At 58.0% G+C, this 23,619-nt stretch carries 20 protein-coding genes; 17 read left to right on the top strand and 3 right to left on the bottom strand.

Annotation, left to right across the window (positions count from 1 at the left end):
* The first annotated feature begins 20 nt into the window (after nt 1-20).
* The gene (locus GHO03_RS06430) at nt 21-530 is read left to right on the top strand and encodes a DUF3299 domain-containing protein (RefSeq protein WP_370688634.1); all 510 of its coding nucleotides are present in this window, start codon (nt 21-23) and stop codon (nt 528-530) included.
* A 240-nt stretch (nt 531-770) separates the two neighbouring features.
* On the top strand, nt 771-1,469 hold the full coding sequence (locus tag GHO03_RS06425) for an OmpW family protein (RefSeq protein WP_094999476.1): 699 nt from the start codon (nt 771-773) through the stop codon (nt 1,467-1,469).
* A gap of 59 nt (nt 1,470-1,528) precedes the next feature.
* Here the strand turns inward: GHO03_RS06425 and GHO03_RS06420 are convergent, their stop codons facing one another.
* The 3 genes from GHO03_RS06420 to GHO03_RS06410 all read right to left on the bottom strand — a co-directional run bounded on the left by GHO03_RS06420 (nt 1,529) and on the right by GHO03_RS06410 (nt 5,594).
* Nucleotides 1,529-2,458, bottom strand: a complete 930-nt coding sequence (locus GHO03_RS06420) for an NAD-dependent epimerase/dehydratase family protein (RefSeq protein ID WP_094999477.1) — start codon at nt 2,456-2,458, stop codon at nt 1,529-1,531.
* On the bottom strand, nt 2,451-3,335 hold the full coding sequence (locus tag GHO03_RS06415) for a sugar nucleotide-binding protein (RefSeq protein WP_094999478.1): 885 nt from the start codon (nt 3,333-3,335) through the stop codon (nt 2,451-2,453). Before GHO03_RS06415 ends, GHO03_RS06420 begins: the two co-directional genes overlap by 8 nt.
* 144 nt (nt 3,336-3,479) lie before the next feature.
* Nucleotides 3,480-5,594, bottom strand: a complete 2,115-nt coding sequence (locus tag GHO03_RS06410) for a mechanosensitive ion channel family protein (protein WP_094999479.1) — start codon at nt 5,592-5,594, stop codon at nt 3,480-3,482.
* Between the two features lie 671 nt (nt 5,595-6,265).
* On the opposite strand from GHO03_RS06410, the gene GHO03_RS06405 reads away from it, so the two are divergent.
* The 15 genes from GHO03_RS06405 (at nt 6,266) to GHO03_RS06330 (ending at nt 23,607) form a co-directional block, all read left to right on the top strand.
* Nucleotides 6,266-7,993 (top strand): AMP-binding protein, encoded by a 1,728-nt coding sequence (locus GHO03_RS06405; RefSeq protein WP_094999480.1) that lies wholly within the window; start codon nt 6,266-6,268, stop codon nt 7,991-7,993.
* Nucleotides 7,994-8,222: 229 nt separating this feature from the next.
* Nucleotides 8,223-9,152, top strand: a complete 930-nt coding sequence (locus tag GHO03_RS06400) for a hypothetical protein (RefSeq protein ID WP_095019072.1) — start codon at nt 8,223-8,225, stop codon at nt 9,150-9,152.
* 27 nt (nt 9,153-9,179) lie between these two features.
* A complete protein-coding gene (locus GHO03_RS06395; RefSeq protein ID WP_094999482.1) occupies nt 9,180-9,425 on the top strand; it encodes an acyl carrier protein in 246 nt (81 codons plus the stop codon).
* Nucleotides 9,426-9,456: 31 nt separating this feature from the next.
* The gene (locus tag GHO03_RS06390) at nt 9,457-10,335 is read left to right on the top strand and encodes a hypothetical protein (RefSeq protein WP_133143855.1); all 879 of its coding nucleotides are present in this window, start codon (nt 9,457-9,459) and stop codon (nt 10,333-10,335) included.
* Nucleotides 10,332-10,904, top strand: a complete 573-nt coding sequence (locus tag GHO03_RS06385; RefSeq protein ID WP_094999483.1) for a hypothetical protein — start codon at nt 10,332-10,334, stop codon at nt 10,902-10,904. Before GHO03_RS06390 ends, GHO03_RS06385 begins: the two co-directional genes overlap by 4 nt.
* Before the next feature lie 2 nt (nt 10,905-10,906).
* Nucleotides 10,907-11,896, top strand: coding sequence for a ferritin-like domain-containing protein (locus GHO03_RS06380; protein ID WP_133143856.1), 990 nt, complete (start codon nt 10,907-10,909; stop codon nt 11,894-11,896).
* A 13-nt stretch (nt 11,897-11,909) separates the two neighbouring features.
* A complete protein-coding gene (locus GHO03_RS06375; protein ID WP_178110290.1) occupies nt 11,910-12,887 on the top strand; it encodes a 3-oxoacyl-ACP synthase in 978 nt (325 codons plus the stop codon).
* Nucleotide 12,888: 1 nt separating this feature from the next.
* Entirely contained in the window at nt 12,889-14,064 is a 1,176-nt protein-coding gene (locus GHO03_RS06370; protein ID WP_133143858.1) for a PLP-dependent decarboxylase, read from the top strand.
* Nucleotides 14,065-14,074: 10 nt separating this feature from the next.
* A complete protein-coding gene (locus GHO03_RS06365; RefSeq protein WP_133143859.1) occupies nt 14,075-15,649 on the top strand; it encodes an acyl-CoA ligase (AMP-forming), exosortase A system-associated in 1,575 nt (524 codons plus the stop codon).
* 4 nt (nt 15,650-15,653) lie between these two features.
* The gene (locus GHO03_RS06360) at nt 15,654-16,649 is read left to right on the top strand and encodes a hypothetical protein (protein WP_095019078.1); all 996 of its coding nucleotides are present in this window, start codon (nt 15,654-15,656) and stop codon (nt 16,647-16,649) included.
* A gap of 36 nt (nt 16,650-16,685) precedes the next feature.
* On the top strand, nt 16,686-19,688 hold the full coding sequence (locus GHO03_RS25340; protein ID WP_205125761.1) for a citrate/2-methylcitrate synthase: 3,003 nt from the start codon (nt 16,686-16,688) through the stop codon (nt 19,686-19,688).
* Nucleotides 19,689-19,766: 78 nt separating this feature from the next.
* Nucleotides 19,767-20,429, top strand: coding sequence for a class I SAM-dependent methyltransferase (locus GHO03_RS06345; RefSeq protein WP_133143860.1), 663 nt, complete (start codon nt 19,767-19,769; stop codon nt 20,427-20,429).
* 112 nt (nt 20,430-20,541) lie between these two features.
* Nucleotides 20,542-21,516, top strand: a complete 975-nt coding sequence (locus tag GHO03_RS06340) for a TauD/TfdA family dioxygenase (protein WP_165484548.1) — start codon at nt 20,542-20,544, stop codon at nt 21,514-21,516.
* 2 nt (nt 21,517-21,518) lie between these two features.
* A complete protein-coding gene (locus GHO03_RS06335; protein WP_095025002.1) occupies nt 21,519-22,523 on the top strand; it encodes an ATP-binding cassette domain-containing protein in 1,005 nt (334 codons plus the stop codon).
* The gene (locus GHO03_RS06330; protein WP_133143862.1) at nt 22,516-23,607 is read left to right on the top strand and encodes an ABC transporter permease; all 1,092 of its coding nucleotides are present in this window, start codon (nt 22,516-22,518) and stop codon (nt 23,605-23,607) included. Before GHO03_RS06335 ends, GHO03_RS06330 begins: the two co-directional genes overlap by 8 nt.
* Nucleotides 23,608-23,619 lie beyond the last annotated feature (12 nt).

Raw genomic sequence — 23,619 nt, 5'->3', positions numbered from 1 at the left:
CATTTATGAAAAGGTCTGCAATGTCTCGCGTGCTGCTGGCACTGTTACTGCTGGTTGCGACGCCGCTGTGGGCGGCCGAACCGAAAGAGCTGACCTGGTCGGAAATGATCCCGGCGGATGCGCCGCCTGAAGCACCGGACATGACGCCCCTGCATGACCTCTCGCAGATGGGCAATATGGAAGCCGCCCCGGCAGCCAGGCAGGACTTGCCCAATGCGCCGGTGGTCCCGGCGCTGGATGGCCAGTTGATTCGCCTGCCGGGGTATATCGTGCCCCTTGAAGTCAGCGAAGACGGGCGCACCACAGACTTTTTGCTGGTGCCGTACTTCGGTGCCTGCATCCATGTACCGCCACCGCCGTCGAACCAGATCGTGCACGTGACCAGCAAGGAAGGGGTCAAACTCGACGAGTTGTACCAGCCGTACTGGATCGTGGGCGCGCTGCAGGTCAAGGCCAGCACTAGCGAACTGGCGGATGCGGGGTATCAGATGGATGCGCAGCGGATCGTGGTGTATGAATTGCCGGAGTAACCCCAAAGGCCCCTCAACCTAGCCCTCTCCCAGTGGGAGAAGGGACTAAAAGCAAAAGCAGGTTTGCGCAACGCCACCCATCAGCTCCCTCTCCCTCCGGGAGAAGGTTGGGGTGAGGGGCTCTGGGCAATTAACGAATTTTTCACAACTTCACGCTTTCATTGAGCTGGGTCAACTGAACAGGCCTGGGCGCTCATTACCATTGGTTATATAAATTTTAAATATCCAAATGGAGCTCCCATGCACAAGTCTTTGCTCAGCGCAGCCGCCCTTGCGCTCGCCGTCGTCGCCCCTCTTGCCCACGCGCACACGGAAGGCGACATCATCGTGCGTGCCGGTGCTATCACGGTAAACCCGAAAGCCGACAGCTCCAGCGTCAAGGTTGATCAAGGCCCGTTGGCAGGTGCTGATCTGGGTGGCAAGGCGACCATGAGCAGCGACACGCAACTGGGTCTGAACTTCGCTTACATGATCACCGACCATGTGGGTATCGAATTGCTGGCAGCCACACCGTTTGAGCATGACGTGAAACTCAAGGGTACTGGCCTGGCAGCCGCCAACGGCAAACTGGGTAGCCTCAAACACTTGCCGCCAACCCTGAGCGTTGTGTACTACCCACTGGATACCAAATCGGCATTCCAGCCTTACGTCGGTGCCGGCATCAACTACACCTGGATCTACGACGAACACGTCGGCAGCCGTGCCAGCGCCGAAGGGTTCGACAACTTCAAGGCAAAAAACTCCTGGGGCATGGCCTGGCAGCTGGGTGCTGACTACATGCTGACCGACAACATCATGATCAACGCCCAGGCGCGTTATATCGATATCGACACCCGCGCCACTGTGGAAAACAACGCCGTGGCACCAGGCACTCGTGCCAAGGTCAACGTAGACGTGGACCCATGGGTATACATGGTTGGCCTGGGCTACAAATTCTAAGTCCGGCAATCATAAAAAAGGCGCCTTCGAAAGGCGCCTTTTTTGTGGGCGGGTGGTTCTTAGCGGCCTAGCAGGCGTGCCAGCCCGACACTCATTGGTGTGGTTTCACCGAGGGTGAAGCGTTGCAACAAACGGCTATTGTCAGCACGGGAATGGCGGATATCACCCGAGCGGGCCGGACCGTGGCTGATCGGTGGCAACTCGCCGACCACTTCGCTCAACGCTGCCAGCATTTGATTGAGTGTAGTGGCCTTGTTCAAGCCTACGTTCACGGCACCCGCTTCAGCGTTCTCGGTTTCGACGGCTTGCACCAGAATCTTGACCAGATCACCCACATACACGAAGTCGCGCGTTTGTTCGCCATCGCCAAAGATGGTGATCGGCAGGCCCTTTTCAGCACGCTCACTGAAAATGCTGATCACGCCCGAATAAGGCGAGGATGGGTCCTGGCGCGGGCCAAAGATATTGAAGAAGCGAAAGATCACCGGCTCCAGACCGTGCTGGCGACGATAGAAATCCAGGTAGTACTCGCTGGACAACTTGTCGGCGGCATAAGGTGTCAATGGCGCTTTAGGCGTGTCTTCGACAATCGACTCGCCTTCGCCGTTATTGCCGTAGACCGCAGCACTGGAGGCGAAAACAACGCGCTTGATCCCTGTTTCGCGCATGGCTTCGCACACATTCAGGGTGCCGATGAAGTTGCTTTGGTGAGTACGCACCGGGTCGTCTACCGAGGCTTGTACCGAAGCAACCGCCGCCAGGTGAACCACTGCGCTGCAACCGGCCATGACTTTGGCAACCAGTGCGGCATCGGCCACGTCACCTTCAATCAGCTCGACCCGCGAGTTGGCCATTGGCAAGTTGCTGCGTTTGCCTGTGGACATGTCATCGAGAATTCTTACGGAGTAGCCCTTGGCCAACAAGGCGTCTACCAGGTTGGAGCCAATAAAACCGGCACCACCGGTGATTAAAACGGGAGCATCAACCATGACGATAAAACCTGTCCAGTAAAGTGGGGAGCGCCGCACGCCAGGCGCGAGGCTTGATCCCGAAGGTGTGTAGAATTTTTTTGCACGCCAGCACCGCGTGCTGGGGTTCTTCTGCCGCGTCGGGCCGCGCGGCGTGCGCCTGGGGTGTCGGCGCTTCGATTGCCAGTTCGTGCAGGTTACGGGCCTCGGCCAGGATCGCCTGCCCCAGCGCCAGCGGCGTTGTCGCTTCGTGCCCGGCGTAGTGGTAAGTGCCCCACAGCGGCGCCGCGCAATCGAGCTGCTTGAGTACCGAGATAATCACCCGCGCAGCATCATCCACCGGCGTCGGGTTGCCCCGTCGATCATCGGCCATCAACAACTCACCCGGTTTTTCGGCCTGGGCCAGAAACCGCCCGAGGGTGCCATCCGGGCTGTCATCGAGCAACCAGCCAAAACGCAGCAGCACATGTTGCGGGCAAATGGCCCGCACACTTTGTTCGATACGCCACAGTGCCTGACCGCGTAACCCGAGCGGGACGGGTTCGTCTTTTTCGCTGTAGGCCGTCGCACGCGAGCCATCGAAAACCCGATAGCTGGAAGGTTGCAACAAGGTGATGCTGTGGTGCTGGCACAGCTCGGCCAGACGCTCGACAGCGCGCTCCTGGGCGGCAAGACGCGACTCGCTTACTGTCTGCGCCTGAAACCAGTCGAAGTAGTACGCAAGGTTGATGACAGCATCCGGGCGGGTGTCATCGAGCAGTTGCGTGAGGCTCGCGGCGTCCCAACCGTCTTGCGGCGGGCGCGGGGCTAGGAAATTGATGTCTTCCTCGGCACCCAGACGAATCAGCGCCTGCCCGAGGGCATTTCCGCCGCCCAATAACATAAGGCGCATTCGCATAAAGTATGCAGGCTCAGTCTATTTAGAACGGTGATGTATACCAGAAAACCAGCCGTGAAAGCTGCTGACCCTAATCAAGATAGCCGCATTTTGCGGGTTTCTTGCCCACCCGTCACTGACAAACTGCCTCATGCTAAAAGGCCTTCATTGGGATCTGGGCGGAATATCAGTCAGTAATACCGTAGACCGTTGCGCCAAGGAGTCCGCTGGCAGCGTTTGTTCCGGCTCCCGCACGGGCAGCAGAAACCCCTGTGGATAATGCTGTGCGAAGTGAACATCCGGCGACTTATCCACAAGCTTTTTAAGCCGGTCATTGAATGCCCGGCTCACGGTGTTCTGCGCCCCGGACATGGTTCGGAACTGCGCGGTTATGGTCACGCCATCGAGGTTCATGCTGTCGACGCCAAAGATCGTCAGCGAACCCTGCAGGCTCAGGCTGAGCAAAGGATCGCTGCTGATCTGGCTCCCCGCTTCCCGAATCAGGGCCGTCGCTTTGTCCATATCGGTGTCATAGGTGAACTGCACGGAAAAAAAGGCATAGGCAAACTGCCGGGAATGGTTGATGACGGCCTTGATCTGACCAAAAGGCACCGAATGGACAAAACCTCTCGAATCGCGAAGGCGCAGGGTTCGTATGGTCAACCCCTCGACGGTGCCGGCATGGGCGGAGTCGATCACCACCCAGTCACCCACCGAGATGGTGTCTTCAATAATGATAAACAGCCCGGTAATCACGTCCTGCACCAACTGCTGGGAGCCAAAGCCGATGGCCAGGCCTATCACCCCGGCGCCAGCCAGGAAGGGCGCGACGTTCACCCCCAGATTGGCCATGGTGGTGATGGTACAGATCACCACCAGAATCACTTTGATAGCATTGCGCGCCAGCGGCAGGATGGTCTTGATTCGCGTACTGGGCTCATGGCTCCCGCGCCGGTTGGTGGCCGGTTCCAGCGCTTGTTGAATGGCCGTGTCGAGCACCACCCAGGTCAACCAGGTCACCAGAAGGATCAACAGGATATGGCCCAGGGAATCACTGATGACCTTGCCGGTATTGCTGTCGGAAGCGAAGGCCAACAGCGAGAAACCCCAGATCTTCGCCAGCAACTCAATAAAGGTCACGGCCAGGGCAATGCGCAGCAATGCGTAAACCACACCGATAAAACGCTCTTTATAGGCCCCTGTATGCTGGGTTCGCGCCCGAAACGAATGGTGCAGAATCGTGCTCAGAAATACCGTGCCGATCAGCAGGCCCGATGTCAGCAATGCACTGCGCAAGGCACGTTCACTGCCCTCACCCACGCCCAGTAAATTGCGCGCGCTCACCAGCAACATCAGCAGCACGGGCCAGTACCAGAGTACCGAAAAAATGCGCAACGACTCTTGCAAGGCTGGCTGCCCGAGCCGTTGTGCCAGGGCCCGATTGCGGATCAGGTGAGCCACGGGCCGCCGCAGCCGTACCACCAGCCAGCCCAGAATGGCGCACGCCAGCAGGCCGGCGAATACCGATAGACAACTGGCGATATTGCCGCCGATTTGCCGCGCAATTTGCGGGCTGCTCATTGCGTCGCTCAGTGCCGAAAAAAAGCCGATCAAGAACAGCGCACGTTTCGAGTACTGACGAATAATCTGCACCGCGCGGCGCTTGTGGCCCGTTTCAAACAAGGTACTCAGTGACAGCACCAGCGCCACACAGAACACCCCGGCGCTGCCGGCATAGGTCAGGGTCAGGCCGAACGAGCGACCCAAGGTGTCTTGCAGCATGCGGCTGGCGTACAGGGCCAGCATCAACGAGACCAGCGCAGGCAACATGTAGGGCACCACATAACCCACCAGCGTCTGGATGCGTGGCCGGTCAACCATCGAACGCGTGGTACACAAATAACGCGCCAGCAATCTTCCTGCGAGCATCAACCCGAAAAAAACGCCGGACCAGATAACCGTCAGCAAGAAAAAGTCGCCTACACCACTCCATGAAGGATGTGTGGATGCCTGCTCGACCAGTTGTCCTACTTCACCTGCCGCCCGCTCGGTGCGTAAACGCCAGGCGTCCAGCAACTGCATACTCAGGCCGAGCTGACCTTGAACCTCGTCCATCCCCGCACCCAAGGCACCCAGCAGCCCGCCATCCACCAGCACGGGAGGCTTGCCATCGGATTCCTCGGCCTTGATCACAGAGGCTAGTGTAGGGGCGGCCAAAAGCATGCCATTGCCCGAGCACAACAGGACAAGAAGCAGAAACGCTGTTTTGAATTTGTACAAACCCGGGGGCCTCCTGCACATCCTTGATAGGCCAACCGTATCGAAGGGATTAGGTTCGAGACAGGGCGCGTCTGTAATTTCGATCAGGTACAGCGTAGTCAATGACACGTCAGGCGCGGGAAATAATCGGTTGAGGCTTGCCTGAAACTGCCGCCATTCAATACACCACTAGACAAAATGTGTAACCCGAAGATCAGGCATCGTAACTGCAGCAAACACCAAACCGGGAGAGAAAGTACTCATTGGACGACAAGTACGCCCGGTATAAGAATACGCCGGAAGCGCCGAAATACGTGATCTTGAAGACCACGTTTACCCCGCATTACCAACGACTTATTCGAGACGCGCCCACAACTAAAGAGTCGACACGTACTACAAAAGTAAACGACTGCGCGCACGACTTAAATACAAAACATCCGACGCCGAGTAACAAGTGTTTAGACACTTAAACAACTATAAACTTGCTTTAGAACCGGGCAATAGCGCCGACTACAAACGAACATGAAAGATTATGAAACTTTCACCCGAGCGATTTACAAACACTGTTCCATCCCATAAAGTCCGCCAGACCGGGCACTACAGGTTTGTATGCTCACTAGAGCGTTGTATTGAATTTGTACTATTTGACAGACTTGTTTGATTGACTTCCCGGAGATCGGAAATTGGAAACAATGATCGATGCTATTTTGTCTGCCTTGGATAATCCACAGCAAAGTGCACTGCGGCAAATTACTGTTATAGAAGAGAACGGGGAAGAAAAAAGCATTTCCTATGCAGCGTTGGCACAACAAGCATTGGCGGTCTCTTCAGCCCTGACTGAACTGGGGGTTGTTCGTAATGACCTGGTTATTCTTGCCCTGCCGGCATCGATCGATCACTTGTTACTGCTGACTGGATGCGTGTTGATTGGCGCCTTGCCTTGCACCGTCGCGCTGCCTGGAAGATTGATGGCAGACTCACCGCGCAATCAGATATATGTGGCCTGTCAGTTGTTTGCACCGCGCCTGCTGATCGCATCCGAAAGCAATACACCGGCACTCCAGCGCTTGCTTTCCAACCTGCCTGTACGCGTGGTCACGAGCGCAGAGGTGAGCCTCGCTGCCAGCGCAGGGTTTCCAGTGCGCGTGGAACGCTGCCAGGCTGACAGCGGCCATCATGTGCAACTGACCTCGGGCTCGACCGGTCGCCCCAAGGCCGCCATCCTGAGCCATCGCAATGTCATCGCCAATGTGCGCGGTATCGGCGGTGTTGTTGGCTACAGTGTCGAACGCGGCGACGCCTCTGCGTCCTGGCTGCCGCTGCATCACGACATGGGCCTGGTGACGCTACTGTCGAACCTGTATTACCAGGCACCGCTGCTATTGATGCAGCCGGCCAGTTTTATTCGCAACCCGCTTGGCTGGCTCAAGCGCATGTCCAGCTTTGGCGCAACCACCACGGCGGCGCCGACTTTCGCCCTGCAGTATTGCATTCGCCGTTACCGCGAAGCGTCAATGAAAGAGGTGGATCTGAGCAAGTTGCGCAATATCTTTGTCGGCGCCGAAAGGGTCGATGAAGCCTGCCTGAGGGAGTTTGCACAGACATTCTCGCCCCACGGCCTTTCACGTTCTGCGCTGCAACCCTGCTACGGCATGGCGGAATCGACGCTGGCAGTGACCATGCATAACACGACCTTTGATTACGACAAGCAGGCGCTCTCCTACGTGATTCCTGACCGTATCGACTCCGGCGCGGTAATCGATCATTGGCAGGCACGCCGCGCCGACGATAACAGTCGGCGGGTAGAAACCGTACTGTCGATGGGCCGGCCGATTGACGGGATGCAAGTGGCGGTAAGGGCTTTGGACAGTTCCGACGCCAAGGACCGCGAAGTGGGCGAAATTTTCATACGTGGTTCTTCGGTCATGTCCGGCTATTTACCCGCCGAAGGCCAGACCGAGCACTACCAGAGCGGCGACTGGTTTGCGACCGGGGATATAGGTTATCGAGTGGATGAGCACTTGTTTGTACTCGGCCGCAAGAAAGAACTCATCATTATCCGCGGCAGTAATTATTTCCCCCATGAAATTGAAGACGTCATAGCCTCACACCCTTTATTGGCCAGCGGGGGTAATGCAATAGCGGCCTTCGGTATCTACGACGAGACACAGAGAACCGAGAGCCTGGCGATTCTGATCGAGCTTGAAACGAAGCATAACCCTATCGAACTGCGCACCCAACTTCAAAACCAATTGCGTGAGAAGTTCGGATTTGGTGCCCACGCCATTACATTCGTGCTACCCGGAAGTTTGCCACGTACGACCAGCAACAAACTCAAGCGCCTGGAATGCCGAACTATTTATCTGCAAACCGTACTGGACAACAAAGACAAGGCCGATCGCGAACAGCTTGTTAGTTAATCTACAACCACGCCAATAACATCGACACACTGAAGCACTGCAACTTTCAAATACTGGATCACACACTATGCACACTTTGACGCAAGGTGGGGATACGGCTTCGTCACGCCATTCATTATTGAATGTGTGTGCACAACCGGTTCTTCATCGCTTATCGACATACGGCGAACTGCCTGCTCACTTGATCCATATTATTTCGCGCGCTTCAGTGCGACTGATGGATTCAGATATGTTGATTTCGCAGACACCGCAAGACTATGAGCCTGCCGAGCAATTAAACCGCCCCTCGGTGGCCCTGTCGCAGCCGAGCCATGACTTGGAACATATTCTGGAGCGCATTCGGCAAGACGGTCTGGCGTTGCACTACCGATCGTTCATGCAGAACTTCGCCCATTTGTTTTCGCTGTTCCTGACGCCGGATCAATACGAACGGGCGCGCGCCAGCATTGATGCCGGCAGCGCCCTGCGTTTTCTGATGAGTGATGCCGGCGGCCCTACCCTCACTAGCTGGCGCACTGTCGCCCAGCCGGAAGGGGATGGTTTCAAGCTGCATATCGACAAGGTATGGGGCATGTACGCCAACCTTGATGGCATGGCAATCGTTGCCGCCCGCACGCCGGGCTCGTTTTTCCCTTCAGCCTTCCTGGTCTGGCCCGAGCAATACAAGACCCTCAAACGAACCCTCTGCGGCGAGCCCTTTCTCGGCGATGTTGTGCAGTTGGGGAACGTCAAGGGCACGGTGCAGGTTTCCCAGGAAGATCGTCTGAAAGTGGGCGGCCCTGCGGTACTCAATAAATACCTGACGACGGTACGGCCTTTCCTGGTGCGCGCACTGATGGCCCATGTTGACTGGCTGGCAAGTCAGGGCCGCCTCGAACTGACACCCGACGAACGCGCGTCACGCGACTTCATCGCTGCCGCCGCCCGTACCAAGACGCTGTCCGACCGCTATGAGAGCGAAGACGTGCACCGCGTGCTGGCACTGAAATTCGCCTCCAATGAACTGCTTTTGCATCTGGTCAGCCGCTCTGCCGTACCGAGTTTTCTCGACCAGCGTGACCTGTTGGCGTTTACCAAAATGGAAGGCAGCTCTTACCGCTGTTATCACGAATTGCGCGCAAGCATGCGCGTAGCCAAGCCCGTATCCGACTCACTTTAATCCGCTTTAACCCCAGGAGATGCACCAATGACGACTGAAACCCTCAACACGCTGGAACTTCTGAAGAAAGAAGCCGCCAAGATTCTCAATATCGAATCCGTCGATACCCATGTCGGTTTGGGCGAACTGGGTATCGATTCACTCAATGTGGTTGAGCTGATCGTCTATTGCGAACAGCTCTACGGATCGATTGATCCTGAGCAACTGAACATCACGCAGTACACCACTCTGGAGCAAATCGACTCGCAGTTGCAGCAGCAACAAGTCGCCTGATCGCCAGCCACCCTCATACCAGAAGCTCAACATGTCGAACTCGCAGCCCTTTGCATCAACGCAGTCGCTTGGCACCGCTCCGGCTTTCAGGGTCCATACGCTAGCTTACCGACGCACAGAAACGCCCTTTGTATCGCACCAGGTCAGCCTGGAGGATGCAGCGTTGGCATTGGGGCAGCGGGTAGGCGATGAGGCTTGCCGCTATGCAAGCGACGCAGGCCCTATCGACGATTACGTGGTGAGCTCTACTGTGCTGTCACAGTTTTTGGCAGACGGTTCGCCACATGCAGGCTATTTCCAGGAGGCGATAGCCACCCAGTATGGGCGCCGTCCTGACTGGGTCACCAACGCCTATGAATGCACGGGCTGGGGTTTCATCCTGCGATATATCCAGGGGAAGGCTCAGTTCAGCGGTCGTCGCAGGCTGTTACTGCAGATTGTCGATACCGATATCCACAATTTTACTTACTGGTTAGGCAACAACCGCTGGGGGAATTCCGGTTTTGGCATCTGCACGTTAGTGATTGACGTGATTCCAGAGGCCAAAATCATGCTGGTCATCGGCACTTCAAGCCAGGCTAATGCGCTACTGCAATTAGGACGAAACCTGCGCAGTTTCACCGAAAGCCGGCCAGGTCTAGGCATTGCAGTACCGTTTTTTCCAGAGATGTCGCGCCGCGCGCTGTTCAAGTGCTTCGACACTTCGTCTGTGCACGCCGACCATTATCAACGATTTGGCCATTCATTCGGCAGCGACCCCTGGCTTTCGCTATTGGGGGAGCTGGGTGCGGGTTCCGCGCACACGGGTAGCGATTGCATCGTTTCTTCGCTGGCAATGAACGGCTATTTTTCGATTGCCCAGATAACCCTCGCGCCTGATCTGCACTATGCATTGGAAGGTGAAATGTGAAGAGCGCGCAAACCTGTTCCCTGCTGTTGCAGCGTAACCCCGATTACAACCTGGCGATCCCTTGTTCGGCTCGCAACCTGCCACTGCTCGAAACGCAAGACTATGCACGCCGAAGTGTGTACGCACACGACAATCCCGCGCCTGTGCTGGTCAACAACCAGCAGTACTACACCCTGCTGTCCACGCTGGCCCAGTACATTTGGGACAGCTGCGGTGAGCAGACGCTTCTCCTGGCGCAGGTACGCATGCCTTCCATCGACCTTGCGTTGCCAAAAAACCTGCTCGATCCACGCGTGACGATGGGCGCCCATTTATGGAACGAAGCCTTGTTCTGGGCGCGCCAGCTACAGACGCCGGTGGTCTGGATCAGCGCCGAACAGATTCGCCGCGACCTGTGGGACGGCGGCGATAACCTCCTGCACATCGCAGCCTGGAATACCGCGCAAACGCCAGCCATCACCGAGTGGTTCTTACCCGACCTGGACTACTTCGCGGCACAGGTGCACACATCTCCTGTGCATGAGCCGTTCACCACCTCTCAACCGAAATGCACGCACGTACAGGTGTGATCATGCAAACAGAGCACAAACCGACATTGGATGATGGCGAGCCGATCAAGTGGAATTTCTCGGTCGAGGCTTACATGTCTCAGACCTACGATTTCAGCAATGACAGCTTGAATGCGCTGTATCAGAAAACCAAGGCCAACCAGTGGGATGTCAATACCGACATCGATTGGAGCTACGAGCTCAACCCGGACAATCCACTGGGCATGCCGGACGGCACACTGCTGATCTACGGCACCGACGTCTGGAACAAAATGAATGAAAAAAACCGCGCCGAAATTCGCCATCACTCGCAAGGCTGGACCCTGTCACAGGTACTGCACGGTGAACAGGCTGCCCTGATTTGCGCATCGAAACTGGCGGTGGCAGAAGAAAGCCTCTCGGCTCGCCTCTGTGCTGCCGGGCAAATCATCGATGAAGCCCGTCATATTGAAGCATTCGGGCGCCTGGTGAATAACAAGCTGCCCATCAGCTACCCCATGAGCAAGGCGCTCAAAGGCCTGCTGGAAGACACCATTACCACCAGCAAACTCGATATGACCAACCTCGGCATGCAAGTGCTGGTGGAGGGCATTGCGCTGTCACTGTTTCAAAGCATGGTCGCCTACACCAAAGACCCTTTTATCAAAGACCTGATGACGCGCATTCAGCGCGATGAGGCGCGCCATTTCGCCATTGGCCGCATCACGCTGGGCAATGTGTACAAGGAAATGAGCGGAACTGAACGCAAGGAGCGCGAAGAGTTTGTGGTTGAAGGTGCTTACACCTTGTACGAACACCTGTGCGCCGACGACATATGGGAGCCGATGGGCTTATCCAAAAAAGAGTGCAGCCACCTGGTCAGGAGTTCTGAAGTGGCCAACTCCATGCGCCGTTCCATTTTCCGGCGGCTGGTGCCGACCATCCGCGAAATGGGTTTGCTGACGCCCCGTGTAAGCGATGCCTTTGAAAAGCTCAGAGTGCTGGACTACGCCGCCATGCCAATGCCGGCTTAACAGGAATACAGTCATGACGCCCCCAACTACTGCGGCAACAAACAGCCCCGCCCCCTTCACGATCGGTATTGAAGCCGCCGCTTACGAGTTACCCGGCGAACGCCAGGACCTCAATGACTGGGCTCAGCACCATAAGTTGCCCGCCGAGCGCTTTGACATGATCCGCAATGCGGGTTGCCGTTATTTCCATGTATCACCGGACATCGACGAGGTCGAGCTGGCCAAGCGCGCTGTCGCTCGCCTGCAAGAGGAGCAAGGCTTCAAGGGCAGCGACATCGGTGCGGTCATCCATGTTCATACCGGGCTATTCAGCGTACCGCCGGCGTCACGCAGCCTGCCCATGGAAGTGGCCACGGCATTCGGCATAAAGCCTGTCTGGGCCGGCTCGATCGCACAGCTCAATTGCTCGTCGATCAGCGTCGCCATTCAGATGGCCAAGGCCTTGATGAATGTCCATAGCCAATTGCACTCGGTGCTGATCGTGTCGTCCGACCGCGTCTTTATCGAGCGTTTCCGGGTGTTGCAGGCAAGCATCTTAAGTGATGGCGCAGGGTGCTTGCTGGTGACCCGTAACAGCCGGCGTAACCGGGTCGGTGCAACGGCCGTACGCAATTACGGCAGCTGGTATCTGGGCTCCGTGACCAACAACGCGGTGAAAAAGGAAATGTTCAATCTGGAGTGGCACTACACCCGCAAAGTCATGAAGGAAGCCGTGGCCGACTGTGGCATGGCGCTTAGCGATTTCTCATGCATTTTGCCTTACAACTCCAACCACTCTGGCTGGAAAGCCTTCTGTGGCGCCATGGCCATTCCCTCCTCCACGCTCTACTCCGACAACATTCTGAACAAAGGCCACTCCTTTGGCTCGGACCTGGCGATCAACCTGGCCGATATTGGCTTGAGCAAGGTCGATGCCGGGGCGCACCTGATGAACATAACGGAATCGGACAACGGTTCATTTTCGGCATTGACCCTTCATCCGGTGAATTGACATGACCATGACCACCGCCTGCGCGCCTGTCAGAAGCGACGACGCAACGACCGACCAATGGCTGCTGAATCTGAAAACGCCTTGCTACGTACTGGACCCCACTGTCGTACAGGCGCGTTACGCTGATTTACGCGAGCGTCTGGGTACACCGTTGATTGTGTCGCTCAAGGCTAATCCAAACCTGGATTTGTTGATCCGCTGCGGCCATGCCTTCATCGACGGTGTGGAGCTGGCCAGCCTGGGCGAACTCGATATTGTGGCGGGTCGCATCAACACCCCCAAATACGTGAACAATCCGTCAATGGATGAAGATTTCATGCGCGCGGCCCTGGCCTCACGCTGCACGTTCATCATCGACAGCCTGGAGCAGGCGCAGAGACTGATTCGCGTCATCGGCAAACAGACCGCGCCGCAAACGATTTTGCGCTTGAACGCGGGCCAACTGGTCAGCTCGGGCAAACACCCGGCGGACCACTTCGGCATGAGTCGCCAAGACGCCTTGCTGACGACGGTTGCATTGGCCCAGGCCAACGTGCCAATCATCGGCCTCCATACGTTTGCGGGCTCCAATAGCTTTCACATCGATGACAAGGGTGCCGATGCCGCCGCCCTTGCCCATGCGCTCGCTGCATTCGCGCCACAAGTAGCACGCCTCACCGGCATGCCGGTTGAGTTTCTTAACGTCGGTGGCGGTTTCTCCGAGCACTTCCCTAGCCAGGCACAGACGTTTGACGCTTATCGCCAGCGCATTGCGCCGCTGCAAAAAGACTTCAAGGTCGTCCACGAGTCCGGGCGCGGGGTCTTCGCTGGCGCAGGCACTTTCGTGACCCGCGTACGTTCAGTCAAAGCCTTGGGTGAGCGCTACGTTGCCGTCTGCGACGGTGGCCTGAGCCACAACTTCCTGCTGGCCAAAACTGAGGCCATGTTGAAGAACTACGCGCAGCCGCGCCTGCTGCGGCGTCAACAGGCACCGGGGGACGCGCCCCCGTTGCCGATCCAGTTCGTGGGCAGCACCTGCAGCCGCGCCGACGTGATCGGCTGGAGTCATGAACTGTCGGCCCCGCCGAGCGTGGGCGATCTGGTGATCTTCGACAACTGCGGCGCCTACAACCAGACGTACAGCGTCAGCGCTTTCCTCTCGCAGAGCCCGGCACACACCTATATCCACCAATCCTAGGGACGTCACCATGACCGCCCACATCAGTTTGTACGACCTGTTGAAAGACAGCGCCCAACACCATGGCGACCGCCGTGCGTTCGCGCAAGGCGCAAAGATGGCGACTTATTCCCAATTGCTGGAGGACGTGCGCCTGGCGGCAAAGAGGCTGGCCGATAGCGGCGTGCAAGCGGGCGAACGCGTCGCTGTCTATACGGGCAAGCAGTACGAAACCGTCGTCATGTTCCTGGCAATCAATGCCCGGGGTGCGATCCTGGTGCCCATCAATCCTCAGCTCAAAGAGCAACAGGTACGCCATATCCTGCTGGACAGCGGTGCACGCTTGCTCATCAGTACGGGGGCACGCCTAAGACGCATCGAGGCGGCGTTGAATGACATCGAACTCGATACCTGGCAACTGGAAAAACTACAGTCCGAGACCCTGAACACGCTGACCGATGCGGCGTTTTTCAACGCATACGCCGCCGTCACAGACAGTGATCCTGCGGCCATTTTGTACACCTCCGGCTCTACGGGACGGCCCAAAGGCGTGGTGCTGTCGCAACGTAACCTGGTGTCTGGCGCCTATAGCGTCGCTCACTATCTGCGCTTGCGGGCCGATGACGTCATCCTGGGCGTATTGCCGCTGAGCTTCGATGCCGGGTTCAGTCAGTTGACCACGGCGCTGGTCAGCGGTGCCTGCTACGCCCCGCTGGATTTCCTGCAAGCGGGTGAAGTCCCGACGTTTTGTGAAGCCCATGGCGTCACCGTGATTACCGGCGTACCGCCACTGTGGATGCAACTGGCGTCAGTGCAATGGCCGCAGCCTGCCGGCGCTCGCATTCGCTGCTTCGCCAATACCGGCGGGCATATGCCACCGCCTTTGCTGGAAAAACTCAAAACCGCATTTCCCAATGCGCTGCCGTACCTGATGTACGGCTTGACCGAGGCTTTCCGCTCGACTTACCTGGCGCCGGAAGCGGCCGTCACACGGCCCGACTCCATCGGCAAGGCGGTCCCCAATGCTGATATTCGCGTGATGCGTCAGGACGGCAGCGAATGTGCCGCTGGAGAGCACGGTGAATTGGTGCACCGCGGGGCGTTCGTCACGCTCGGGTACTGGAATGACCCAGAATTGACCGCTCAACGCTTTCGTCCCTGGTTATACCCGGACCAGCAGATTTCGCGTACCGAAACAGCGGTCTGGTCGGGCGATATCGTCTACCGCGACAGCGACGATTATCTGTATTTCGTTGCCCGTAGCGACGACATGATCAAGACCTCCGGTTATCGCGTCAGCCCCACCGAAGTCGAAGAAATCCTCTTTGCCGTGGATGACGTGACCGAGGCGGCAGCGTTTGGTGTACCGCATCCGCAACAGGGCGAAGCCATCATCATCAGCCTGTTCGCCCATCCGCAGATACAAACCAGCGCCCAGGCACTGATCAAGCTGTGCCGGGACAAACTGCCGACCTATATGGTGCCGTTGCATGTGTCCTTCCATGACTCGCCTTTACCGCGCAATCCGAACGGCAAGATCGACCGAAAGCAGCTGAAGCAGCAGTTTTCCGAGTTTTTCTCCACCTCACTTACGGTCACGGAATAGCCTCATGCTTCGAATCCGCGCTATCGCTTCTCACGTCCCCGATACGACCCCGTTCCGGGCGGTACAAGCTCAGGAAAAAAACATCGGCTATGGCCATCTGTTGTACAAGTCGGCGGTCTTTTCCATGCCTCGTGGCAAAGGCAGGATCGACGCCGAAGAAGAGCGTCGACTGCTTCCCACGGCGAGCATCGCCCTGCCGGTAGCGCCACCCTTGCAAAGCTGCGCCGACCTGGCACTGGAAGCGGTCACGCGATTGCGTCAACAGGTTCCGGCAGAAACGCTGGCACAGGTGACCCACATTGTGGTGACCAATAGCGCCCTTAACCAACGCATTAATGAGTCGGTCGCAGGCCGTATCCAGCATGCACTGGGCTTGCCCAACGCGTTGCCGTTCGCCATCGGCCAATCGGGCACTGCCGGCGTGTTCAACGCACTGACCATGATCGAAGCGCTGGTCAGTCTCGGCGGCAAGGTGCTGCTGGTGGCGTCCGATAAGTGGCTCTACCCCTTCTTTCGCGCCTGGGGGGATCTGGTTGTGTACGGCGACGGCGCAGCCGCCATCTTGCTCGATGGCGACGCTCAGACGACGCCTGGCTGGGGGGCGATACGCGCCTCGGCGGTGCACTATGGCGCGGCCATTGACAACCCCTGGGGGCTGACCCCTGCCGCTCTGGCTGAGCGCCTGCATCCGATGGCGGTGAGCGCAGCGCAAACGGCAATCGAACGTTCCGGCCTGAAAGCCAGTGATATCGATTGGGTATTACCGGCCGGATTCAGCGACAGCTTCTCCTTGGGCGTCAGTCGCGAACTGGGCATTGCACAAGAGCGACATTTCGAACTCGGTGCCCGCGCGCACCACTCGAGCGCGGCCCCCTTGCTGTCGCTTATGCGCCTGCGCGCCACCCTGCCTCAGGGTAAAACAGCCACCGCCCTGCTTTGGGATGCGGCGTTGTGCGGCACCGCTGGCGCCATTGTGGCCGAGATCCAGGCTGGCGCCTGAACCCAGATACACACCGCTTATTAATCAGGAAAACCTATGTCTGCTTATAAAGTCAGCCTGCGTGAGCTTCGCTTTTTTTTGTGGGAACTGCATAAAACCGACCAGAATTTTCTCACACGGGCGCCGTTCAACGACAAAAATCGTACCTACTACGATGCCTTGCTGGAGCGCGCCAGGGCGTTCGCTTATGAGTTAGGCAAGGCCTATCAAGCCTCCGACCGACAGGAATGCCACTTGCTGGAAAACGGCAAGGTCGAAATCCCCAAAGAGTTCCACGGACTTTGGCAGCGCTATAAGGAAGAGTGGATTCAGGTGCTGGGCATCGACAGCGAATCCCAGCAACCGGCCTTGCCACCCCTGATCCGGCAAACCATCCAGGAAATGTTCATGGGCGCCAATCCGGCGTTCATGACCTACGGCGGCTTCAATTTTCCGGCCATCAAGCTGTTGAAGCTGCACGCTACCGCAGCGCAAAAGGCAACGTACCTGCGCAAGCTTCAGCGCTACGACTGGGACGCGTGTTTCTGCGCCACCGAGCAGCAGGCCGGCAGCGACCTGACAGCGGTCACCACTGTCGCAAAACCCCTTGAAAACGGCGAATACGCCGTCAGCGGCGAAAAGGTCTACATCTCGGCGGGCATGCATACGCTGACCGAAAACACCGTTTACTTTGTCCTGGGCCGCATCAATACCACGACCTCGACCTCCTACTCGCTGTCCTGCCTGCTGGTGCCGCGCTTCTGGCCTAATCCCGAAACGGGCGAGCTGGAAGACAACCATGTCGAGTGCACTTCATTGCTGCGCAAGATGGGATTGAAGGGCTGCGCCAATACCCAACTGGTGTTTGGTCGAACCGGCACCACCCGCGCCGTACTGCTGGGCGACCGCAAGAATGCCGGATTGCTGCAACTGGTGCCCTTGATGAACCAGGCCCGTATGAGCACGGCAATTATCGGCTTGGGCCTGGCTTCCAGCGCTTATCTGCATTCAGTCGATTTCGCCGGCAAACGGTTCCAGGGCCGTGCAATCAGTCGCACCTCCGATGCCAGCGCCCCGCCTGTGGCCATCATCGAACACGCAGACGTGCAGCGTATGCTGCTGGAAATGAAGGCCCGGGTAGAAGGTTGCCGTGGCCTGCTCGGTAAGTTGACCGGCGCATCGACCCAGGCATTTGCCCTGGAAGCCGAGCCGGTACTGGACGAAGCCCAGGTCGAAAAATACCGCAAGCTGGTGCTGCTGTTCACGCCGGTGTGCAAGGCATTCGTCTCGGACCAGGCCTGGAAAATCTGCGAACTGGCGATACAAGTGCATGGCGGTATCGGCTACACCGATGCTTACCCTGTCGAGCAAAATGCGCGCGACGTGAAAATCCTGTCGATCTGGGAAGGGACCAACTACATCCAGTCCCAGGATCTGGTGCGCGACAAGCTCGGTTTTGGCAGGAACTCACGCCTGATCAAGTTTCTGCGCGAAGAGCTGGATGCCTTCTTGAACAACACAACGGGTGTCGGTTCTGAGCTGCACGACCAATTCCCGGCGCTGGAAAACGCCATGGTTGCCGTGGAGCAGGCACTGACACGTATCAATGAGCACGTGCGTGAAGGCCGCACACACGAAACCAGCCAGTTCTATACCCGCTTCCTGGAAATGCTCGGTCTCACCGCCAGCGCCTGGGTCTTGCTTGAATCGGCCTGCCTGGCCGAGCGTCAGTTGCGCGAGCCACTGAGTGCCGAAGAAGCCGCTTTTTACCGTGGCAAGGTCAAAACCGCCCATTATTTTTTCGCCAATATCCTGCCGACGGTCACGCAACACGCACACACAATAGAAAACCTGCTGGTCGCCCACTGCGGCATTGCGCTTGATGAGTTGGCACAGGCCGACACGCTGATACCCACACCGCCGCAGAGCCTGTTTGGCGGACCACGCACCCTGTATCGCGGTACCAATATCGACGGCGCCACGATTGAGCCTAATGAAGGGCTGTGGGTCAGGGGTCGCAACCTCAATGACCTGATCGGCATTGTCGACTTCCCCACAGCGCTATGGCTGGCGTGGTTTGGCAGCCTGCCGACCCCTGCTGAGAGCCAGGCCGTTGACGCCCTTCTGGTACGCATTGCCAGCCACCTGTCGGCGGAGCCTGCCTATCGACGTGGCATCGAAGCCGTGGCCGACAGCGGTGCCGGCATCGTTCAGGCCGCCGCCTGCGGCCTTCTCGGTGATCTGGCAGCGCTGGAACATATTGTCCTGATCGAAGCCACCGTTCGCGACTTGCCTACGCATCAGGATTTTATCGAGGGCCTGGTCAGCGTTGCTTCAACGCCGCACTTTCTGCAAACGGCGCTCGGTTATAGCGCCCCCGGCGCAGCATCGACGCATCACGCCGAGGTCGTATTGACGGCAATGGGCGCGACCGATATCGATCCATTAGCCATTCGTGTCGTTGACGCCCTGCTGGTGGCCTGGCACGCCGGTTTCGGCTACATCACGCCGACGGTGCTGGTACCCCGTACCGCCATCGGCACCGGTGTCACCCTTGCCCAGGCCGTGGCGGCCGGTTTCATGGCCAGCGGACCGAACCATGTCGGCGCAGCAGAAGAAGCGATGACCTGGCTCAAGACCATCAGTGCGCAAGCCAGCCCTGCTGACATACGGCAAGCGGTCGACCACGCGCTGGATCAGCCGGGCAACCTGTTGTTTGGCTTTGGCCATCCGCTGTTTGTGCAGGACCCACGACCGCCGCACATCAGGGCCCTGTTTTCCCAGTGGGGTTTCGGGGGGCGCTATCTGGAGATTTACGACGTTGTTTGTGCCCACGTTCTGGAGCGCAAAGGCCTACGTCCGAATATTGACTTCATCACCGCCGCAGCCCTGCTCGATCTCGGCGTGACCCAAGCCCGTTGGGGTGTCGGCCTGGGGCTCTGTGGCCGGGTGGCGGCCATGGTCGCGCATGCCATCGAGCGGCGCGATCGCCCTGCTTTCGGTGTCAACAGCAAAGCCGCGCGCAAGTTGTTGGCCACCGTTCCAGTGGGGTGGCTGTAAGACAAGAAATGAGCCACACGCACTGGCTAGTTCAACGCTGAATCTTCTTCTAACGCTAACCAAGACGAGAACGTATCCATGTTATTGAAAAATCTACGCCCTGCTGACGAGTACGACCGCTTTGCCTCGCAAGCACTGGAACCCTGGGATGTGTTGTTCGTCACCCGCATCCGCCAGATTGCCCGCGACTTGCCGCCGGGCGCCCTGGTCGATATCGGCACCGCCACCGTCGTGGTCCCGGTGCGTCTGGCGGCCGACCCGGTTTTGAAAGGCTGGTATTTCATCGGCCTGGATCTGGACGAAACCATGCTCGAAGGAGGCCGACCACGCATCGAAGCGCTAGGCCTGAGCGATACCATCGAACTCAAGGTCGGCGACGCCCTGGACCTGCCCTTCGCGGACAACAGCCTGACCATGGCGGTCAGCCGTGCCACCTTGCATCACTTGCCGGACAAGCTGAAAAGCCTGACGGAGATGTATCGCGTACTGCAGCCGGGCGGGGTTGGCCTGGTGCACGACATGCGCCGCGACGTCGCCCCCGACTTGCTGGAGAAGTTCACTCAAATGCGCGCTTCAGTGGGTTATCCACCGACCCATGTTGAAGAAAAAGTCACCCTGGAAGAAGCACGCGCACTGGTCATCGAAGCGGGTCTGGACCATTGCACGGTAGTGACCAGCCCAAGTTCCGGCATGGGCGCACTGGGTTTCGAAATCCTTATCAAAAAGCCTTTGCTGGCTTGATACGCAACTCGTCGGGGAAAAGGCTATGGATCATCGTTTAGATAGGGTTGAGCACTTTAACGAAATGCTGGGCGGATCACGGGTACAGTGTGGCTTTCTGTCGCCGGAGCACATGCCGCTCGTCATAACGCCTGTCGACAGTACGCTAAGCGATGACCGCGAGGCTTTTACGACCTGGTATCGCCAGCACCAGGCAATCTTTGACAGCATGCTGCTGGAGTTCGGTTGCCTGTTGTTCCGTGGTTTTCCATTGCGCGAAAACGCGGACTTCCAGGCCATTGCGCAACACTATCCTGAGCATGCGTTCGGTTATATCGGCGGCGCCACGCCACGCAAGAACATCGAAGGCAGAGTCTACGAATCGACACGCATCCCGGCCACCCTGAAAATCGGTCTGCATCAGGAAAAGGCCTACATGGCGCACTATCCACAGAAACTGGCTTTCTTTTGCAAACAGCCCTCTGACCAAGGCGGCGAAACCATACTGTGTGATATGCGAGCCGTCACCCGTCGCCTGTCACCGTCATTGATCGAACGCCTCAGCACCGCGCGCATCCAGTACTTGCGCAACTTCCGTGCCCCCAGCACACCCGAGAATGAACCGCGTAACACCCATATGCGCGAATACCACCGCCCCTGGGATGAAGCGTTCCTGACCGATGATCCGCAGCAGGTGGAACAGCTGTGCCGCGATACCCACCTCGATTACCAGTGGCTCGACGATGGCAGCATCACGGTCTCGCATACCGGTGATGCCATGTTGAAACATCCGCTGACCGGCGAAGCGATCTGGTTCAATCAACTGTCGACCCAACACAACAACGCCCGCTCCCTCGGCAAGCCGGGCTACGCCTACATTCAGCACGCCTATCAGGACAAACCGGCACGCCCTTACGATGTGCGGCTGGGCGACGGCTCGCCGATCTCGGAGGATGAAATCGCGCCGATATACGACGCCTTGGAGGCGCAGGAGATTGCGTTTCCCTGGCACAGCGGTGACATGTTGTTGATCGATAACATTGCCGTCGCCCATGGCCGCAATCCCTACAAAGGCAAACGCGATGTCCAAGTCGCGTTGTTCGATTGAACATGAACAGTCAAATCCTGCTGACGGACGAAACACACGGGCTGTCCGAACCTGCCCTGCACCGTGAGGTGCAGTTGGCACCCACGCGCACTGATGAACCCTATGCGGCGGCGGCCAAACTGATCCGGGTCAGCGCTGGCAGTTTCCACTTCGAGGTCCGCGATCTGCAGTTCCGGCGCGGTCGGCATACCGCCATCATTGGCCCCAATGGTGCTGGCAAAACCACCCTGATCGAAGCCTTGCTCGGCTTCCGTCAGGCGCATCTGGAAGAAGCGCAGATTCTGGGGGTTGCGGCGTCGCGTTTTCTGCAAAGCACCCGGCACCGCAAGCGGTTGGGGGTGCAATTGCAGCGGGTCGAATATGAAGACTCGTCGAATGTCAGGGAAATCCTCGATTTGCATCAGGCCCTGTACGGCAAGCAAGACCCGCAGGTGGCGCAGGCACTGGATATCGAAGCGCTGCGCAAACTGCCCTATCGGGCACTGTCACGCGGCCAGAAACAGCGGCTCGATTTGTTCGTGGCGCTGGCACACCACCCGGAAATCGCAATCCTTGACGAACCGTTTACCGGGCTCGACCGAGCGTATATCGAGCGCGTCGCACACCTGCTGCGCTACGACCTGGCCGACCTGACCATCATCATGATTTGCCACTCGGAAGAAGAGCTGGATGCCGCAAGCGATGTGGTGTGGGTGTGCAACGGCGGCGTTAAGTATCGAGGCGATAAAGAAGCATTGAAGAACCGCCTGGTCGGCGCCTTCCATGCCTATCTGCAGCTGGACGACAGTGATCATATCAACGCCATCTATCACCAGCTGGAACGCGAAAGCGCCACGTTGCGGTTGTCGAGGCCATCAAACACTGAAATCAGCGTCTATGGCACGCAGGAACTGGATCAGTCGATACGCCGCCTGATCGGCAATGTTGCGTTCCAGCACTTTGAGTTCGGCCCCACCCATTACCGCGACATGTTGCACCTCTGCGCCCAGGGAGAACAGGATGTTTAGCATACTGGCGATATTGACGCGCAACGAGCTGCTGGGGTTTTTTCGCAGCAAGTCGGCGCTGTTCTGGGCGCTGGCCTTTCCCATACTGCTGCTGACCGTGATGCTGATGGCGTTCGGTCATCCTGGCTCACTCGGTACGGTAAATATCCAGTTTCTGGAGGCTGACGCCCAGGCCAGTTCGGACACCAGTTGCCAGCTAGCAATCCAGCAGGCATTTGCTGGCGGAGATCCGGTAAAGGCCAATTTTTCAACCGTCAGCAGCACTGCCCCCATCGCAGCAGACACGGTACGCATCGTCTTTGCGGCCGGCGACGAACCGTTGCAGGTGCACTATGACTTCAAGGGTCAGCTGGCGGTACGCGCCGCAGCGCGCGTGATCGAGATCGCCGCGGTCAGGTGTTCAGCGGCCAGACGCGGCATCGTCTCGACAGACCTGGTGCGTTTCGAGGATACGGCCTCCGGTGCCAAGCCCTTCGACTACGGCCAGTTTTTTACAACCGGCATTCTGGTCATCTGTTTGATGTCACTCGGCATCATGTCCACCGCCTTATCGATTGCTAGCTTGCGTGAACACAATGCACTCAAGATCTACGCCTGCTTTCCAGTGCCGAAGCTGGTCTTTCTGGCCTCTATTCTCGTGTCGCAGGTGCTCATGATGCTGATTTCTGTCGGCACCTTGCTGCTGGTGGCGCGGTACGGGTACGGCATTGATATCTCGCTGTGGAGCGTGCAGTCCATGCGTGCGTTGCCGATCATTCTGCTGGGCGGCGCCATGTTGCTGAGCCTCGGCACCCTGCTGGCCAGTCGCACCTCCTCGGTCAAGGAAACCGAATTGCTGTGCCATCTGATCCATTACCCGGCCCTGTTCTTCGGCAACCTGACCATCCCGTTGAACGATGCGCCAGCCTGGATCAAAAGCATTCTCTCGGTGATTCCGATCAACCAGTTTGTCTCGGTACTGCGCCAAGTGCTGCTCGAAGGAGCGCCCTTGCCTTCGCTGTGGCTGCCCTTGTTGGCCATGGCAGGCTGGACCACGTTGTTTCTCACCGCAGCCACCTTAATGTTCCGCTGGCACAAGAGTTAAGCCCGGGACTCA

The sequence above is a fragment of the Pseudomonas sp. FSL R10-1339 genome, from assembly GCF_009600545.1.
Lineage (GTDB): Bacteria > Pseudomonadota > Gammaproteobacteria > Pseudomonadales > Pseudomonadaceae > Aquipseudomonas > Aquipseudomonas bubulae.
This window is presented reverse-complemented; position numbering and strand designations above follow the sequence as displayed.

Bases quoted from the DNA above. Each gene is read 5' to 3' on its own strand.
- GHO03_RS06430 (WP_370688634.1), top strand. From the start codon at position 21: ATGTCTCGCGTGCTGCTGGCACTGTTACTGCTGGTTGCGACGCCGCTG.
- GHO03_RS06425 (WP_094999476.1), top strand. From the start codon at position 771: ATGCACAAGTCTTTGCTCAGCGCAGCCGCCCTTGCGCTCGCCGTCGTC.
- GHO03_RS06420 (WP_094999477.1), bottom strand. From the start codon at position 2,458: ATGGTTGATGCTCCCGTTTTAATCACCGGTGGTGCCGGTTTTATTGGC.
- GHO03_RS06415 (WP_094999478.1), bottom strand. From the start codon at position 3,335: ATGCGAATGCGCCTTATGTTATTGGGCGGCGGAAATGCCCTCGGGCAG.
- GHO03_RS06405 (WP_094999480.1), top strand. From the start codon at position 6,266: ATGATCGATGCTATTTTGTCTGCCTTGGATAATCCACAGCAAAGTGCA.
- GHO03_RS06400 (WP_095019072.1), top strand. From the start codon at position 8,223: ATGTTGATTTCGCAGACACCGCAAGACTATGAGCCTGCCGAGCAATTA.
- GHO03_RS06395 (WP_094999482.1), top strand. From the start codon at position 9,180: ATGACGACTGAAACCCTCAACACGCTGGAACTTCTGAAGAAAGAAGCC.
- GHO03_RS06390 (WP_133143855.1), top strand. From the start codon at position 9,457: ATGTCGAACTCGCAGCCCTTTGCATCAACGCAGTCGCTTGGCACCGCT.
- GHO03_RS06380 (WP_133143856.1), top strand. From the start codon at position 10,907: ATGCAAACAGAGCACAAACCGACATTGGATGATGGCGAGCCGATCAAG.
- GHO03_RS06375 (WP_178110290.1), top strand. From the start codon at position 11,910: ATGACGCCCCCAACTACTGCGGCAACAAACAGCCCCGCCCCCTTCACG.
- GHO03_RS06370 (WP_133143858.1), top strand. From the start codon at position 12,889: ATGACCATGACCACCGCCTGCGCGCCTGTCAGAAGCGACGACGCAACG.
- GHO03_RS06365 (WP_133143859.1), top strand. From the start codon at position 14,075: ATGACCGCCCACATCAGTTTGTACGACCTGTTGAAAGACAGCGCCCAA.
- GHO03_RS06360 (WP_095019078.1), top strand. From the start codon at position 15,654: ATGCTTCGAATCCGCGCTATCGCTTCTCACGTCCCCGATACGACCCCG.
- GHO03_RS25340 (WP_205125761.1), top strand. From the start codon at position 16,686: ATGTCTGCTTATAAAGTCAGCCTGCGTGAGCTTCGCTTTTTTTTGTGG.
- GHO03_RS06345 (WP_133143860.1), top strand. From the start codon at position 19,767: ATGTTATTGAAAAATCTACGCCCTGCTGACGAGTACGACCGCTTTGCC.
- GHO03_RS06340 (WP_165484548.1), top strand. From the start codon at position 20,542: ATGCCGCTCGTCATAACGCCTGTCGACAGTACGCTAAGCGATGACCGC.
- GHO03_RS06335 (WP_095025002.1), top strand. From the start codon at position 21,519: ATGAACAGTCAAATCCTGCTGACGGACGAAACACACGGGCTGTCCGAA.
- GHO03_RS06330 (WP_133143862.1), top strand. From the start codon at position 22,516: ATGTTTAGCATACTGGCGATATTGACGCGCAACGAGCTGCTGGGGTTT.